Source organism: Klebsiella sp. HMSC16A12, from assembly GCF_001808265.1.
GTDB lineage: Bacteria > Pseudomonadota > Gammaproteobacteria > Enterobacterales > Enterobacteriaceae > Klebsiella > Klebsiella pneumoniae.
Genome location: NZ_KV792547.1, coordinates 137130 through 153380, shown reverse-complemented (window position 1 = coordinate 153380; position 16251 = coordinate 137130). Strand labels below are relative to the sequence as shown.

The following is a 16251-nucleotide window of genomic DNA, read 5'->3' as shown; positions in this document are numbered from 1 at the left end:
ACGCTATCTCACCCGCAAACGGTAGTGAATTCATCCTACTGGCAGGCGCTTTTTCAGGCTGAGCTGGGGTGCGTTCACGGAGGACACGCGGGGCGTAGGGAGGCGGTAGGGAAAGGCAAGCGTCTGGAACGCATACCTGACGTCGTTGTCAACGAGGTGCTTGCCAGGCTGGATGCGATGCTGAGTTAACGTCAGCGACGCAAAAAAGCAAAAAGCCTGCTCGAAAGCAGGCTTCTTAAATTTGGCTCCTCTGACTGGACTCGAACCAGTGACATACGGATTAACAGTCCGCCGTTCTACCGACTGAACTACAGAGGAATCGTGTGGAGTCGTATCTTAGCGGCGAAAAAACTTTTGTCAAACATCAATTCGCCTGTTCAGGTGCAACTGCCGCTTACATCGACAATTTGTTGTCATTTCCGACAATTATTACGGAAAATACTTTGCAGGATATCCATTTCTCAATCATCATTTGAAATGTTGTTTCAACATTTCTCACTAAGGTCTCTCTTGAACGTCACCTCCGCCGTACGCCAGGCCGTCGAACGGACATCCTGGTTTAAAAAACGTCAGCGTTATCGTGTGCTGTACTGGCGCGAAATCAGCCCTCTCGCTGTGCCCATTCTGCTGGAAAATGCCTGTGTGCTGCTGATGGGGGTGTTGAGCACCTTCCTTGTCAGCTGGCTGGGAAAAGAGGCCATGGCCGGGGTGGGGCTGGCCGATAGCTTTAACATGGTCATCATGTCCTTCTTTGCCGCCATCGATCTGGGTACCACGGTGGTGGTGGCCTTTAGCCTCGGCAAGCGCGATCGGCGGCGGGCGAGGGCGGCCGCGCGCCAGTCGCTGGCCATTATGACGCTGTTTTCCATTTTGCTGGCGGGGGTGATCCATGCCTTTGGCCAGGAGATTATTGATTTTGTCGCCGGCGATGCCACCGCCCAGGTCAAGGACCTGGCGCTGACCTATCTGGAACTGACGGCGCTGAGCTACCCGGCGGCGGCGATTGCGCTGATCGGCAGCGGGGCGCTGCGCGGCGCCGGCACCACCAAAATCCCGCTGCTGATCAACGGCGGGATGAATATCCTCAATATCTTAATCAGCAGCGTGCTCATCTACGGCATCTTCTCCTGGCCGGGGCTGGGGTTTGTCGGCGCCGGGCTTGGGCTGACCATTGCCCGCTATATTGGCGCGATAGCCACGATCTGGGTGCTGATGGTGGGCCTCAATCCGGCGCTGCGGCTGTCGCTGAAGGGTTACTTCAAACCCTTTAACTTCGCCATTATCTGGGAGGTGATGGGGATCGGCATCCCGGCCAGTATCGAATCTGTCCTCTTCAATGGCGGCAAGCTGCTGACCCAGATGTTTGTCGCCGGGATGGGCACCAACGTTATCGCCGGCAACTTTATCGCCTTTTCGGTGGCCTCGCTAATTAACCTGCCGGGCAACGCCCTCGGCTCCGCCTCGACGATCATTACCGGCAAGCGGCTGGGAAAAGGGCAGATTGGTCAGGCTGAATTCCAGGCCTGGCACGTATTTTGGCTGTCGACGATTATTCTGACGCTGATCGCCTGGGGCAGCGCCCCCTTCGCCGGCTTTATCGCCTCGTTCTACACCCATGAAGAAGATGTAAAAGAAGTGGTTAAACAGCTGCTGTGGCTCAACGCCCTGTTTATGCCGATCTGGTCGCTGTCGTGGACTTTACCCTGCGCTTTTAAAGGCGCCCGTGACGTACGCTACACCATGTGGGTGTCGATGCTCGGCATGTGGGGCTGCCGGGTGGTGGCGGGCTATACCCTGGGCATCGTGCTGGGGATGGGGGTGATTGGCGTCTGGTTAGGGATGGTGCTCGACTGGGCGGTGCGCGGCGTGCTGTTTTATTTCCGCATGGTGAGCGGCCGCTGGCTGTGGAAATATCCGCGCGTGAAGGCTTCATCGGAGGAAAGCTGAGCCGTTTGCGAGGCTAAACGCCATTTTTTGCGCAAAGTGAAGAATAATTCGGCAAACGATTCATTTTATTGAAAACAGGCTTTGACAGCGCCGGGCGTCATCGATAATATGCGCCCCGTTCACACGATTCCTCTGTAGTTCAGTCGGTAGAACGGCGGACTGTTAATCCGTATGTCACTGGTTCGAGTCCAGTCAGAGGAGCCAAATTTAAGAAGCCTGCTTTCGAGCAGGCTTTTTGCTTTTCTGTCTACCGCCTTTCTTCCGTGGACAAACACCGCCGGGTCGTTTGTTTCGCTTCTCCGGACGCTGACGCTCCCTGGCGGGTAACGTCAGCGTTTATCTCACGATTCCCACGTCATCGACGATTAACGGAACGGCGGCTCGTTGAAGGTGCGCAGCTTACGCGAGTGCATGTGATCTCCCTCGGCGCGCAGCAGGTCAATCGCCCGGATGCCTATCTGCAGATGCTCGGAGATAGCGCCCTCGTAAAAGCGGTTAGCCTGGCCGGGGAGCTTTATTTCACCGTGCAGCGGCTTGTCCGAGACGCAGAGCAGCGTGCCGTAGGGGACGCGGAAGCGATAGCCCTGGGCGGCGATGGTCGCACTCTCCATATCGATAGCTACCGCGCGGCTGAGATTAAAGCGCAGCGCCGAAGCGGAATAGCGCAGCTCCCAGTTACGGTCGTCGGTGGTGACCACCGTCCCGGTACGCAGCCGCTGCTTAACCTCTTCGCCGGGCATCCCGCTCACCTGCTTGGTGGCGTCGTAGAGGGCGCGCTGCACTTCGGCAATGCTGGGGATCGGAATATCTGGCGGCAGCACCGCATCCAGTACATGATCGTCACGCAGATAGGCGTGGGCCAGCACATAGTCGCCGATGGCCTGGCTTTCGCGCAGGCCGCCGCAGTGGCCGATCATTAACCAGACGTCCGGCCGCAGTACCGCGAGATGATCGCAGATGGTTTTGGCGTTAGCCGGGCCGACGCCAATGTTAATCAGGGTGATCCCTTTGCCGTCGTGGGTGATCAGATGCCAGGCCGGCATCTGGTGCTTCTTCCACGCCAGATCGGAAATGGCCTGTTCCGGCGCTTCGGTCTCGGCGGTGATCCAGATCCCGCCGGCGCAGGAGAGAGCGATATAGGGGCTGTCGGGATCAAGGATCTGGCTGCAGCCCCAGCTGACGAACTCATCCACGTAGCGGGTATAGTTGGTGAACAGCACGTAGGGCTGGAAGTGTTCTGCCGGCGTGCCGGTGTAGTGACGCAGACGCGCCAGCGAAAAATCGACGCGGCGGGCGTCAAAGTGCGACAGCGGATAGAACTCGGTGGGATGGAACAGGCCATCCGCGGTCTCATCGCCAATTTGTGACAGCTCGGTGGTAGGGAAATAGCGCGTCAGACCGGCGCTCATCGAGCGGTCGAGTGTCAGGGTGGAACCATCTATCACGTAAGGATAGGGGATCTCATGCTGCGACAGCTCGACGCTGATATGCGCGCCATAGTCCTGGTACAGCAGGGTCAGCTGTTCCAGCAAATAGTTGCGGAACAGTTTCGGATTCGTAATGGTGGTGGTATAGCAACCGGCATGGGTGAAACGTCCCCAGGCGCGCGTTTTGAGGGCTTTATGATCGGCGCCGTCCCAGGAGACCGACAGCTGCGGATAGACAAAAAGACCTTCCGCGCGGGCTTCGGTATCGGGGAGCGTATTATGGTCGATATAGTCGCCGATGGCTTTGCGTAACGCCGTGACCGAGGCTTCATAGCGTGCTTCCAGCTCGGCAAGCGCTTGTTCCGGGGTCAGACTGGCGGCCTTGATATTCATGATTCGCTCCTTGTTTCAGGTCTGCTGACATTCCCGATAGTATGTCACAGCGGGAAAAGGGCGAAGGAGAATTTATCTGTCAAATGCGACGATACTCAGACCATAACCAGTAAAGGGAGCGGGCTCGTGTTATTTGCCGGCGTTTGTCCAACGCTCGCTGCTATAATGAGTGGCGTTGCGGATCTTCAAAGTTTGCGTCGGATTATTATTCAGACAATAGCGCGCATCGGCCAGCGGAGTGAGTTTATCCCCTTCCCGCAGGCGGAGGCGACAGGCTTCAATCTCTGCGATCATCTCCAGCGCACCGCTCTGAAGCACGACGCGGCAGAGGCTGGCCGAAGCGTTGTCCTGTACTTTTTTTACCCACCACTCCATCTGTTTTTTATCCTCTCATAGCGACATGTGCGTCGATAATTCATGTTTCTTAAAAATCTGACAATAAGATTATCCCCTTGGTTTATGCAGTGTTTAAAAATACGCAACCGATTCTTGATCTGTGCGCTAGGTTTTTTTATGCCGGGGGGCAATGATCTGCCGGGTTTAATTTGCAGGAAGCGATGACTATGCTGAAAAGCAGTCCGTGAGAATAGCCTGTCAGGAAGAGGGCTGGTAAGTCCGGCTACGCAATAAATATAAGAGAGAGCGTCATGAAGCATCTATTTCGACACTGGCGAACGTCGGGCGCCGTTATCGGCTCACTGCTGAAAAAAGGGAGCATTGCGGTACTGGCGCTGCTGGTGGTCTTTCTCGCCGGGCGGATCTATGAGTCCCAGCGCGGCCCGGCCCTGCATCGCTGGCATACCTGGAGTGGCAACGAGATGTCGGCCGAAGAGATCGACCAGGCGACCTTTGCCCAGTATCTGGCGCGGGAGAAGACGATTTTCGCCGATCTCCAGCGTGAGGTGACAGAGGCTTTGCCGGAGGAAGATAAAACCCCGGTCAACCGCTTTTATCGTCACAGCCGGGTCTGGCCGGGGCAGTTTAAGCAGGACTGGAACCGTTCTTTTGTGCTGCTGCCGCTGGGCAAGCCGCGCGGCGGCGTGGTGCTCCTCCATGGCCTGACCGATTCGCCCTACAGCGTGCGCTATCTGGCGCAACTCTGGCAGCAGCGGGGTTATGTGGCGGTGGTGCCGCGTTTGCCGGGACACGGCACCGCGCCGGGGGCGTTAACGGCGGTTGACTGGGAGACCTGGCTGGCGGCGACGCGTCTGGCGGTACGCGAAGCGACCCGCCTTGCCGGGGCGGACGTGCCGCTGCATCTGGTCGGCTACTCTAACGGCGGCGCGCTGGCGCTCAAGTATGCCCTCGATAGCCTGGAGGATAGCCACCTGCGTCAGCCGCAGCAGATCATTCTGCTGTCGCCGATGATCGGCGTGACCGCGTTTGCCCGTTTCGCCGGCCTCGCCGGGCTACCGTCCGTCTTCCCGGCGTTCGCCCGCGCGGCCTGGCTGAACGTGGCGCCTGAGTTTAATCCGTTCAAGTACAACTCCTTTCCGGTCAAGGCGGCGAGACAATCGTGGTTATTGAGCCAGGCGCTGCAGCAGCAGATTATCCGCGCGGCCCGGCAGGGCGAGCTGAAAGCGCTGCCGCCGATCCTCACCTTTCAGTCGGTGATGGATTCCACGGTCAGCACCCGCGCGGTGGTGGAGTCCCTGTATCGTTATCTGCCGGATAACGGCAGCGAGCTGGTGGTGTTCGATATTAACCAGGCGGCGGATCTCCGGGTCCTGTTTCGCCCTGCGCTCTATGCGGCGGTGAATACGCTGCTGCCCCCGGCGCCGCGGGCCTATACCACCACGGTGGTGACCAACGCGACGGCACACACGCTGCAGACCGTCGCCCGGACCACGCTGGCCCAGGAACGGGAAGAGCATCGTTATCCTTTACACCTGGCCTGGCCGGCGGATATGTACTCTTTGTCGCATGTGGCGGTGCCGTTTCCCCTGAGCGACTCGCTGTATGGTCGCGAGCCGGACGAGAAGAACCGCTACGGCATTAGCCTGGGCACCATTTCACTGCGCGGAGAGACCGGGACGCTGAGCGTGGGGCTGGAGACGTTAATGCGCGTCACCTCCAATCCATTCTTTCCATGGATGATGACGCGCGTCGATGAGCGCATCGCCTGCGGCGAACAGGCGGCGGTGGCGGCCTGCCTGAAAGCGCAGACCAGAGCAGAGGCATTAAAACAGGATCAGGTGCAGAACGGTACGCAGCAGGATACCGACGATCGCCGCGGGAGCCACGAAGCGGAACAGGCGGACAAACCGTGAGCTGATGCCAAGAAAAATGCCGATACCGGGAAGATCAAAGGTCTGGATCAGTAGACCTGCCGAGGCGTTGACCTGGTCCACGGTGACTTTGCCCTGCTGGATCAGCTCGGAAATGACGCCAAAGTAGGCGGTGCCCCCGGCAACGCACTTCACCAGCGCCGGTAGCACAAAGTTCTGCGGGATATGCAGCCAGCTGAGAAGCGGCTTCAGCAGCTGCTGCAGCAGGTCGATAGCCCCGGCGCCCTGCAGCAGCCCGACGATGGTTAACGACAGGATCAGCATTGGCACCGCGCCGAGCGCCAGGCGGATGGCGTCGGAGCCGGCGCTGTTAATCACGGCCAGAATTCCCTGGCTGTTCTGCTCGGCGTTCGGCAGCGCTTCCGCGCGGGGGCTCTCGGCGACCGATAAGCGCCGTCCGGTGACGTGCCAGGCGACGGCGGCCGCGCACAGGCCGCCGACCACCGAGATAACGATCGAGGCCAGCCAGTGCAGACCAAAAGGGGTAAGAGGATAGAAGACGTTGCCTTGCCCCATGGCGAACACCATGGCCAGCGTGGCGGCCATTTGTCGGTCCGAGACGCCGCGTTTATCCATAATCGACAGCGTGGCGAGCGGGGCGGCAAAGCTGACAAAGTTAATCTGGATCAGGGCGAAGGCGCTCATCCCGGTTAAGCCGAAGGGCTTCAGCAGCGGGGCCACCCAGCGAACAATCACATCGAGGATACCGCGGACCTCAAGGTATTTCATGATGATCAGCATGATCACCATGATCGGCAACAGCGTATACAGCGCGACGTCAACGGACGACTTGCCCGCCGCCATAATGATGCTTATGACATCCATTTACTTTTTTACCACTCGCAGAGCTATTCGTTCGCGTCATCATAATCCCGTGGGGAAGGAAATGATATGCCTTGATCCCTCTCGGGATCCGGCGCCGCACGGGCGCCGGGAGAAGAGGATTACTGACCGATATTGACCAGCGTCCGACCATGAATATTATTGCTGAGGAAATCTACGGCATACGCTGGCGCCTGCTCCAGCGTGATTTCAGTGGCCGCCTGCTGGTAGTAGCTCTCCGGCAGAAGCTGGGCCAGACGCTGCCAGACGGCGTCGCGTTCAGCGGTCGGCACCATCACCGAATCCACCCCCTGCAGACGCACATTGCGCAGAATAAACGGCATCACGGTGGTCGGCAGATCGAAGCCCCCGGCCAGACCGCAGGCGGCGACGCAGCCGCGATATTGCGTTTGCGCCAGCACTTTGGCCAACACCGGGCCGCCAACGGTATCCACCGCGCCCGCCCACAGCTGTTTCTCCAGCGGACGGGTCTCCGCGAAGTCGCTGCGCGGCAGGATCGTATCGGCGCCCAGCTGGCGAAGGTAATCGTGTGTCGATTCCCGGCCCGATACGGCCGTCACCCGGTAGCCAAGGGCTTTCAGCAACACCACGGCGGTGCTGCCGACCCCGCCGCTGGCGCCGGTGACCAGGATATCCCCGCTATCAGGGGTGACACCCGCACTAACGAGAGCATCAACGCATAGCATCGCGGTAAAGCCGGCGGTGCCGATGATCATTGCCTGGCGCGCGCTGAGCGTCTCCGGCAGAGCAACCAGCCAGTCGCCTTTAACGCAGGCTTCGGTGGCCAGGCCACCCCAGTGGTTTTCGCCCACCCCCCAGCCGGTGAGGATCACGGCCTGGCCGGGAACAAAGCGCGGATCGCGGCTTTCTTTCACCTGACCGGCAAAATCAATGCCCGGCACCATCGGAAACTGACGGATAATTTTGCCTTTGCCGGTGATCGCCAGAGCGTCTTTATAATTGAGACTCGACCAGTCGATGGCGACCCGGATGTCGCCTTCGGCAAGAGCGGGCAGGTCGATATCTTTGACGGTGGCGACGGTGCGGTTGTCGATCTGGTCCAGAACTAATGCTTTCATGACAGAGTATTCCTCGTCGGAAGGGGGTTATCGGCGCTAGCGCCGTCCTGTGCAGGTGTTTTTGTTGTCATACTGTGCGCAAAAAAATCCCAGTACTGGTTAAGCGGTGCGGCAGACTGGACCAGCCTGGCGCGCATCACCGCGCCTTCCCAGCCGATCCAGAACACCTGGGCCAGCGCCTGCGGTGAGGCGTCGCTGGCGATGGCCCCGGCTGCCTGCGCTTCGCGCAGGCAGCGCGCCACGCGCGACTCCCATGCCGCCAGGATAGCCATCAACCGTTGGGGAAACGTCTCGGGTAACAACGGGGCTTCCTGCAGCAGGTTGCCCACCAGGCAGCCGCGGCGAAACTGGAATTTCTCCATTCCCTGACCGGCATGACGCACAAAGGCCGCCATTCGTTCCAGCGGCGGCACGGCGTCGTCCAGCAGGAATTTATCTAATTTATGCGCAAAGAAGTCGCCATAGGCGGCAAGCACGGCGAGGCCAAAAGCCTCTTTGCTTTTAAAGCAATGATAAAACGACCCCTTTGGCACGGCGATATTCTTGATCACCGCATCAATACCCGCCGCGAGATAGCCCGTTTCGGTCAGCACTTCAAGGCCTGAGCGAATCAGCGCCTGACGCGTATCGTCAAACTGGCGATCGACCTTGGGTGGACGGCCGCGGCGGGGCTTCAGGACGGTGGAGGTATTGGGATTCATGATTTAGACCGTGTGGTTTAATTGTTTGTCAGGGTACGCCCAATTCAGGGGGAGGGCAAGCATTGCGCGTAGCGTAAGGCTGGCTGTCCAATCATCCTGAAATGGGGGGGCGTTAAGAATTATTTATCGCAAATACGTGGTTCGCACTGCCGGCGGGGGCACGAAATATAACTCTGCCGGGTATATTAGACTGGTCATTAATATCCATATTCACAATGCATAATACGAATTAATAATATTGGGAATATATAAACAGCGGAGGGCTGGAGCGGTTGAGTGGTTTTGTCCATGTGAAGAGGCTAATTTGCGAAGTCCCCGGTCGACAGTCCTGTGAGGACTTCTCCCCGGAATGCCGGCCGGCGATGATTTGCAGACGATAGCGGATTGACAAACGCGGCTTGATAAAAGACATTGTCACCCCTGATCCGGCACCGGTTGCCACCTCAGTTTAAATATTATCGCCGGCAGACAATGACGTCTGTCTTAAATTATCGGTGACTGGGTAAATAATCTGTTACCGAAACAACACCTGCGAAAAAGGATTAACAGCCTGATGTACAGAATGAATATTGCCGTCAGAGGAGGGGATGAATGTCGCTAATTGCTATCGTGCTGGTCTTTATCATGGCCATCGTGGTGACCGTGTTCCTGTCCCATCTTCTGCCCGTTAAAGTGCCGCTACCGCTTATCCAAATCGCCGCGGGCGCCGCGCTGGCCGCCAGTGGCTTTCAGGTCGATTTTGACCCGCATATTTTTTTACTGCTGTTTATCCCGCCGCTGCTGTTCCTCGATGGCTGGCGCATCCCCAAAGACGCTTTTTTCCGCGATATGAAGCCGATTTTATCGCTGGCGATAGGCCTTGTGATGGTGACTATTCTCGGTATTGGCCTGTTTATTCACTGGCTGATCCCGGCTATCACCGTGGCGGCAGGGTTCGCCCTCGCGGCTATTCTGTCGCCTACCGATCCGGTGGCGGTATCGGCAATGACCGCCAGCTCGCCGCTTCCCTCAAGGATGGCGCATATTCTCGAAGGGGAGTCGTTGTTAAACGATGCTTCAGGCCTCGTCGCCTTTAACTTCGCCATCGCCGCGGTGCTGACCGGCAGCTTCTCCCCGGGAGACGCGGTGGTGAAATTTTTCCTGATGGCCTTCGGGGGCATCCTCAGTGGCCTCGTGGTGGTGTGGGTCACCGGCAAATGTAATAACTTTCTGGTTCGGCGCACCCGCGAGGAGCCAGCCATCCAGATCCTGATTAGCCTGCTTATCCCTTTCGCCGCCTATTTGCTGGCCGAGGCGTTCCATGTCTCGGGCATTCTTGCCGCCGTCGCCGCCGGCATTGCGATGCATTATGAGCAGCTGTCGGGGCCCCGGCTTCCGGCGACGCGCATGAAAAGCAGCGCGGTATGGTCCATGCTGCAGACCACCCTCAACGGGATGATCTTTCTGATGCTGGGCGAGCAGCTGCCGCGCATGCTCAGGACGCTGCCGGCGGTAGCCAGCCAGGCCGGCGTCTCTTCGCCCTGGTATCTGCTGCTGTACGCCGTGGCCATCACCCTGGCGCTTGGTCTGATGCGCTTCGCCTGGGTATGGCTGTCGATGAAGCTGACAATTTTTCGCCGCAAACGTCGAGGCAAGGCCATCACCGTCCGTCCACGCTTCAGTATCCTCGCCGTCATGGCGCTGGCGGGAGTGAAGGGCTCTGTGACCCTCGCCGGTATTCTGACGCTGCCGGTGGTGCTGGCAGATGGTTCGCCGTTCCCGGGCCGTGAACTACTGATCTTTCTTTCGATGGCGGTGATCCTGATGTCGCTGGTGGTGGCGGCTATCGGTCTGCCGTTTATGACCCGTTATCTTGCCGATGATCTACCGCATGACACCGGTAAGGACGACATTGGCGCCGTGATGACCGAGGTGGCCATTAACCGTCTTAACGCGCTACTGGACGAGCCGGTGGAGGATCCCAGTGAGCAGGCCCTGCGGGCCGATGCCGGCAATATGCTGCTCGAAACCTATCAGCGGCGGCTTCACTATAACGACAATGACGAGGGGCAGGATGTCGGGCTGGAGCTGGCTAAGCGCGCCAGGCTGGAGAAATATATGCAACGAGAGGTCATTATCGCCCAGCGTCAGGAGCTGTTCCGGCTGCGCCGCGCCCATAACATCAGCGATATCACTTTTTATGAGGTGCTGCGGGAGATAGATCTGAAGGAAGAGAGTTTACGCTAAAGCCGCAATCGCCGGAGGGTGGCCATTCGCCTTCCGGCAGAAGTACCGGCGCTGAAAAGCAAAAAGCCTGCTAGAAAGCAGGCTTTTTTAAATTTGGCTCCTCTGACTGGACTCGAACCAGTGACATACGGATTAACAGTCCGCCGTTCTACCGACTGAACTACAGAGGAATCGTGTGAACGGGGCGCATATTAACGATGCCATCCGGCCTTGTCAAAGCCTGATTCAAAGAATTGCGTTCGACTGCTGACAATTTCAGCAATCGTCACCCATGCGCTGTTTTTTTCACCATGTTGCACCGTTGTAGTGCGAATGTACCCCTAATGGGGCATACCACAATCTGCTTACCGGGCAAATAAAAACCGAATTGCTATCACTATCCCTTATAACACTGCCTGCGGCGGGCGACAGCCGAGGAAATGCAAAGCTGGCAAGCAAATTGCAAAAGCCAGTGCATCATACTCCCAGCGTTGACGCTGGCGTTCCTTACAGGAGGCAAAATGAACTTAAGACGACTGAAATATTTTGTGAAAATCGTCGATATCGGCAGTCTGACCCAGGCCGCTGAAGTCTTGCATATCGCCCAACCGGCCCTCAGCCAACAGGTCGCGACCCTGGAAGGTGAAATGGACCAGCAGTTGCTGATACGCACCAAGCGAGGGGTCACGCCAACGGAAGCCGGTAAAATTCTCTACACCCATGCGCGCACTATCCTGCGCCAGTGCGAGCAGGCGCAGCTGGCGGTCAATAACGTCGGCCAGACGCTGCGTGGTCAGGTGTCGATCGGCCTGGCGCCGGGCACCGCGGCCTCCGCCATTACCATGCCGTTGCTGCAAACGGTGCGCAATGAGTTGCCCGAGGTGATGGTCTATCTGCAGGAGAGCAGCGGCACAGCGCTGAATGACAAGCTGCTGGCGGGCCAGCTGGATATGGCGGTGCTCTATGAGCGTTCGCCGGTGGCAGGCATCGTCAGCCAGCCGCTGCTGAAAGAAGACCTTTACCTGGTCGGCACCCGCGACTGCCCGGGGCAGAGCGTGGATCTCACGGCGGTGGCGGAGATGAACCTGTTCCTGCCGCGCGATTACAGCGCAGTGCGGGCGCGGGTCACCGAGGCATTCACCCTGCGTCGTCTGTCGGCGAAAATTATCGGCGAGATCGAATCCATCACCACCCTGACCGCGGCCATCGCCAGCGGCATGGGGGCGACGGTGTTACCGGAATCCGCTGCTCGTTCCCTGTGCGGGGCGGCGAACGGCTGGATGGCGCGGATCAGCACGCCTTCAATGAGCCTGTCGCTGTCGCTGAACATGTCGGCTCGCGGCAGTCTGTCGCCGCAGGCGCAGGCGGTGAAAGAGATCCTGCTGTCTCTGGTGAGCCGCCCATCGCTGGAAAACCGTGAACTGCAGCTGGTCAGTTAGGGTATATTCTCTTAAGGAATAAGTTGCTGGTTTTTATTATTTGTTACCTGGGACAACAGACTTTAACAATAGCAGATACGTTAAGTCCATTGGCCCGGAGGAAAGGGTGAACTTCCAGCAGCTGAAAATTATCCGTGAGGCGGCCCGTCAGGATTACAACCTGACGGAAGTCGCGAATATGCTCTATACCTCGCAGTCAGGCGTCAGTCGCCATATCCGGGAACTGGAAGAGGAGCTGGGGATTGAGATCTTTATCCGCCGCGGCAAACGCCTGTTAGGCATGACCGAGCCGGGTAAAGCGCTGTTATCGATTGCCGAGCGGATCCTCAATGAAGCCAGTAACGTTCGGCGGCTGGCGGATCTCTTCACTAACGATGCGTCAGGCGTCTTAACTATCGCCACCACCCATACTCAGGCGCGCTACAGCCTGCCGCCGGTCATTAAAGCTTTCCGCGAGCTGTTCTCAGATGTTCGCGTCGAGCTGGTGCAGGGTACCCCGCAGGAAATCGAAGCGCTGCTGCATAACGGCGGAGCGGATATCGGCATCGCCAGCGAGCGCCTGAGCAACGACCCGACGCTGGCGGCTTTCCCCTGGTTCCGCTGGCATCACAGCCTGCTGGTGCCGAAGGATCATCCTTTGACGCAGGTTTCCCCCCTGACGCTGGAGGCGATCGCCCGCTGGCCGTTAATCACCTACCGCCAGGGGATCACTGGCCGTTCGCGCATTGATGAGGCGTTCAACCGCAAGGGGTTGATGCCGGATATCGTGCTGAGCGCGCAGGATTCCGATGTGATCAAGACCTATGTGGAGCTGGGGCTGGGCGTCGGGCTGGTCGCCGAGCAGTCCGGTGATGCCCGGGAAGCGGACACCTTTACGCGTCTTGATACCCGCCATCTGTTCGATGCCAATACCGTGTGGTTGGGACTGAAGCGGGGCCAGCTGCAGCGGAATTACGTTTGGCGCTTTATCGAATTGTGCAATGCCGGACTGTCGCTGGATGAGATTAAGCGTCAGGCGATGGAGCCGGAAGAGGTCGCAATCGACTATCAGATTTAAGGAAATGCTGGCCAGCGGGGCGGGGAGTGGAAATAACGCTATAATTCACACACGTGAGTCGCGACTGAGGAAGGGAAAATGACGATGCGGCGTGTGAAATTACTCTGTACGGCGCTGATGCTGCTTGCCAGCCACGGCGCGCTGGCCGTCAGCTATCCGCTGCCGCCGGAGGGGAGCCGTTTGGTGGGCAGCGCATTTACCATTGCCGTTCCGGAGAATAACACCCAGCCGCTGGAAAGTTTTGCCGCCCAGTACGGCCAGGGGTTAAGCAATATGCTGGAAGCCAACCCCGGGGTCGATGTCTATTTGCCACGCTCCGGTTCGACGCTGACTATTCCGCAACAGCTGATCCTGCCCGACACCGTGCGCGAAGGGATCGTGATCAACGTTGCCGAAATGCGTCTCTATTATTACCCGCCGCTGGGCAATAGCGTCGAAGTCCTGCCAATCGGCATTGGTCAGGCGGGACGCGAAACGCCGCGTAACTGGGTGACGGCAGTAGAGCGTAAGCAGGAAGGCCCCACCTGGGTGCCAACCGCCAATACCCGCCGCGAGTATGCGAAAGAGGGCAAAACGCTGCCGGCGATGGTGCCCCCCGGGCCCGATAATCCGATGGGGCTGTATGCGATCTACATCGGCAGGCTCTACGCCATCCACGGCACCAATGCCAACTTTGGTATCGGGCTGCGCGTCAGCCAGGGATGCATCCGCCTGCGCAATGACGATATTAAATTCCTGTTTGATAACGTGTCGGTTGGGACGCGGGTTCAGCTGATCGATCAGCCGGTGAAGTACAGCGTGGAGCCGGACGGCAGTCACTGGCTGGAGGTGCACGAGCCGCTGTCGCGCAACCGCGCGGAGTTTGAATCCGACAGAAAAGTCCCCTTGCCGATGACCTCGGCGCTGCGCGACTTTACCCAGGGGCCGGGAGTGAGCCCTGCCCAGGTCGAGCAGACCCTGCAGCGCCGCTCCGGCATGCCGGTGAATATCAGCGCCACAGCGGCGCAGGGAAGTTTGTAGCGGGTCGTTTAGTCTGATTAACGGCTATTGTAAGAAGGCTCTTTTGCTGACGATGCATTCAACGTTGTTGGGAATAAGGATCGGGAAACCGATCCTTAACTTATCAATAGTGGCTGTGATGGCGTTTTAATGAGGGCGCCAGGAGATGCTCAGGAGGGGATGATAAAGTCTGCAAATATATCTATTGACTTAATATTGTTACTGAGGATCTTTTTTTTGGCTGCCATTGTCCATGAAAGCGAAGATACCGCTTATGATAGCCAATATCCAGAATATAATACTAATGAATTTTGCAGAATCCATATTATCAAAACACTCCTGACCACAGCCACTACCGCTGACCCCCATCCCGACGATCATGAAGCTCATCATGCCGCTCAACAATGCCAGAATCACGAAGACTACAGTGATGAAAATTTTTATACCTTTTGTCATAAATTAATATCCTTATTTTATTAAATGCAATTTCCTATCATTATAATGAATGATACGGGAATGACGATATTAAAGATAAAGTGTACCTCATCGGTAATCCCATGAATACTGTAATTAGGTAAACAGGCTAGTGTTAGGGAAATATTTACAGCGAATCCCGAATAGGACGGCAATTCCGCATTATAGTTCTTGGATTCGTTATAAATATTTAAATTGGGAAAACGATTTCTATTATTCACTTTCGTTCAAAACAACGGGAATGACCCCCATCGCCGCTGATAAGCGAATCAGGGGATGGCGTCACTGATTGTTGGCAATGGGGACATGCTGCTCCATCAATTCAACGATCCAGTCAATAAAAACGCGCAGCTTGGCGTTGACATGGCGGTTCGGTGGAAACGCCAGGTACAGAGGCATTGGGCTAATCCGCCATTGTGTAAATAATGGAATCAAAGCGCCAACGGCCTGATGCGCTGCCGCCATATAGTTGGGCAGCGCAATCACGCCTAAGCCAACTAACCCAGCTTCGAGGTAAGCATTGCCATCATCCACGGCAAGTACCTAGTTGCCCGTGATTTCAATACGTTCATTCTCACTGCACAGTACCAAAGGATCAATCTTACTGGTGCGTGAGGACAAGAATCCCACTATGCAATGGTCAGTATTTTGCAGCTCGCGCGGGTGTGCGGGAGCGCCAAGGCGTTCCACATAGCTGGGGGCGACGTAGACGCCGATTTGCAAATCGCCGACATGGCGTGCGATTAGGTACTGGTCGGTGATTTGACCTCCGCGCAGAACGCAATCCACGTTGTCGCCGATCAGATCCACTACCCGGTCGCTCACACCCATGTCGATCTGGATATCAGGGTAGCGGGCGTGGAAAGCCGGAAGCGCCGGCACCAGAATAAGGCGGGCCAGCGGACTCGGTACATCCACCCGTAGCCGTCCCCTGGGCGTCATCGCCGCACTGGACAGGCTGTTTTCAGCATCCTCCATGTCTGCTACGCAGCGGCAGACCCAGCGGTTACCGCCGGATCGAAAGTCTGTAGCCATAAGGTTGGGAGCAGCATCGCTGCTTTTCACCTGCGGGGATCACATACGGAACCTTGGACGGTACCTACGGTACGATGCTGCTTATACCCGCTGGCGGAGAGATGTCAGAAGCGGCGGTGTTGCCGTTCTTTTTTGGAACCGCGCATTATTGCCTTACACCCAGGTATGGTCCGGCACGGTTTATTTAAGCCTTTGCGGGAGCGTGGGGCTCACGGCCGTTCAGCTTGCCTGATAGCAAGAAAATAGCACCTACACCAGGATAAGATTGCATGCTTGGGGAGCGGAGAGGATCACGGAAAGCAAAAATCCCGCTCAGGTTTCCCTGAGCGGGATTTTTAAATTTGGCTCCTCTGACTGGACTCGA

13 protein-coding genes, 3 tRNA genes and 3 pseudogenes are annotated in these 16251 nt (G+C 57.5%); 9 read left to right on the top strand and 10 right to left on the bottom strand.

Going from position 1 to position 16251, the window contains the following annotated elements; genetic code table 11:
- Window positions 1-102: 102 nt before the first annotated feature.
- Window positions 103-189, top strand: a pseudogene (locus HMPREF3140_RS29215) (type II toxin-antitoxin system PemK/MazF family toxin); the annotation flags it as partial.
- Between the two features lie 53 nt (window positions 190-242).
- On the opposite strand, the gene HMPREF3140_RS06045 reads toward HMPREF3140_RS29215, so the two are convergent.
- A tRNA-Asn gene (locus tag HMPREF3140_RS06045) sits at window positions 243-318 on the bottom strand.
- Window positions 319-323: 5 nt separating this feature from the next.
- Between HMPREF3140_RS06045 and HMPREF3140_RS29610 the strand changes: the two genes are divergently transcribed.
- The 3 genes from HMPREF3140_RS29610 (at window position 324) to HMPREF3140_RS06030 (ending at window position 2151) form a co-directional block, all read left to right on the top strand.
- Complete coding sequence (locus tag HMPREF3140_RS29610) at window positions 324-476, top strand: DUF5951 family protein (RefSeq protein ID WP_004217523.1); 153 nt, start codon at window positions 324-326, stop codon at window positions 474-476.
- 34 nt (window positions 477-510) lie between these two features.
- Window positions 511-1947 carry an EmmdR/YeeO family multidrug/toxin efflux MATE transporter gene (locus tag HMPREF3140_RS06035; RefSeq protein WP_004151469.1) on the top strand — a complete coding sequence of 479 codons (1437 nt, stop codon included), beginning with the start codon at window positions 511-513 and terminating at the stop codon, window positions 1945-1947.
- A gap of 128 nt (window positions 1948-2075) precedes the next feature.
- Window positions 2076-2151: transfer RNA gene (locus HMPREF3140_RS06030), tRNA-Asn, on the top strand.
- 161 nt (window positions 2152-2312) lie between these two features.
- On the opposite strand, the gene HMPREF3140_RS06025 is transcribed toward HMPREF3140_RS06030, so the two are convergent.
- Together HMPREF3140_RS06025 and pmrD are read right to left on the bottom strand one after the other, a co-directional pair.
- Entirely contained in the window at window positions 2313-3767 is a 1455-nt protein-coding gene (locus tag HMPREF3140_RS06025) for an AMP nucleosidase (RefSeq protein ID WP_004148975.1), read from the bottom strand.
- 129 nt (window positions 3768-3896) lie between these two features.
- Window positions 3897-4142, bottom strand: a complete 246-nt coding sequence (pmrD, locus tag HMPREF3140_RS06020; RefSeq protein ID WP_004141189.1) for a signal transduction protein PmrD — start codon at window positions 4140-4142, stop codon at window positions 3897-3899.
- 272 nt (window positions 4143-4414) lie between these two features.
- On the opposite strand from pmrD, the gene HMPREF3140_RS06015 reads away from it, so the two are divergent.
- Window positions 4415-6037 carry an alpha/beta hydrolase gene (locus HMPREF3140_RS06015; RefSeq protein WP_032411905.1) on the top strand — a complete coding sequence of 541 codons (1623 nt, stop codon included), beginning with the start codon at window positions 4415-4417 and terminating at the stop codon, window positions 6035-6037.
- Here HMPREF3140_RS06015 and HMPREF3140_RS06010 read toward each other — a convergent pair.
- The 3 genes and pseudogenes from HMPREF3140_RS06010 to HMPREF3140_RS06000 form a co-directional block, all read right to left on the bottom strand.
- Entirely contained in the window at window positions 5948-6880 is a 933-nt protein-coding gene (locus HMPREF3140_RS06010) for a nucleoside recognition domain-containing protein (RefSeq protein ID WP_004180464.1), read from the bottom strand. The two genes, HMPREF3140_RS06015 and HMPREF3140_RS06010, sit on opposite strands and share 90 nt — an antisense overlap.
- Window positions 6881-6999: 119 nt before the next feature.
- A complete protein-coding gene (locus tag HMPREF3140_RS06005; RefSeq protein WP_230652462.1) occupies window positions 7000-7920 on the bottom strand; it encodes an MDR family oxidoreductase in 921 nt (306 codons plus the stop codon).
- Window positions 7853-8678, bottom strand: a pseudogene (locus HMPREF3140_RS06000) (TetR/AcrR family transcriptional regulator). Before HMPREF3140_RS06000 ends, HMPREF3140_RS06005 begins: the two are co-directional and overlap by 68 nt.
- Window positions 8679-9269: 591 nt before the next feature.
- Here HMPREF3140_RS06000 and HMPREF3140_RS05995 point away from each other — a divergent pair.
- A complete protein-coding gene (locus HMPREF3140_RS05995; protein ID WP_004148971.1) occupies window positions 9270-10904 on the top strand; it encodes a Na+/H+ antiporter in 1635 nt (544 codons plus the stop codon).
- A 94-nt stretch (window positions 10905-10998) separates the two neighbouring features.
- Here the strand turns inward: HMPREF3140_RS05995 and HMPREF3140_RS05990 are convergent.
- Window positions 10999-11074: transfer RNA gene (locus tag HMPREF3140_RS05990), tRNA-Asn, on the bottom strand.
- A gap of 330 nt (window positions 11075-11404) precedes the next feature.
- Here HMPREF3140_RS05990 and nac point away from each other — a divergent pair.
- The 3 genes from nac to ldtA all read left to right on the top strand — a co-directional run bounded on the left by nac (window position 11405) and on the right by ldtA (window position 14399).
- Window positions 11405-12322, top strand: a complete 918-nt coding sequence (gene nac, locus HMPREF3140_RS05985; RefSeq protein ID WP_002911729.1) for a nitrogen assimilation transcriptional regulator NAC — start codon at window positions 11405-11407, stop codon at window positions 12320-12322.
- Window positions 12323-12428: 106 nt separating this feature from the next.
- On the top strand, window positions 12429-13379 hold the full coding sequence (gene cbl, locus HMPREF3140_RS05980) for an HTH-type transcriptional regulator Cbl (RefSeq protein WP_004175385.1): 951 nt from the start codon (window positions 12429-12431) through the stop codon (window positions 13377-13379).
- 78 nt (window positions 13380-13457) lie between these two features.
- On the top strand, window positions 13458-14399 hold the full coding sequence (gene ldtA / locus HMPREF3140_RS05975) for a L,D-transpeptidase (protein ID WP_032411899.1): 942 nt from the start codon (window positions 13458-13460) through the stop codon (window positions 14397-14399).
- Between the two features lie 198 nt (window positions 14400-14597).
- On the opposite strand, the gene HMPREF3140_RS05970 is transcribed toward ldtA, so the two are convergent.
- From HMPREF3140_RS05970 to HMPREF3140_RS29085, 3 genes and pseudogenes are all read right to left on the bottom strand, one after another.
- Window positions 14598-14834, bottom strand: a complete 237-nt coding sequence (locus HMPREF3140_RS05970; protein ID WP_004212965.1) for a hypothetical protein — start codon at window positions 14832-14834, stop codon at window positions 14598-14600.
- A gap of 300 nt (window positions 14835-15134) precedes the next feature.
- Window positions 15135-15887, bottom strand: a pseudogene (locus HMPREF3140_RS05965) (LysR substrate-binding domain-containing protein).
- A 184-nt stretch (window positions 15888-16071) separates the two neighbouring features.
- Window positions 16072-16251 (bottom strand): hypothetical protein (locus tag HMPREF3140_RS29085; RefSeq protein ID WP_206731111.1); only part of this gene is annotated, 180 nt, incomplete at its 5' end.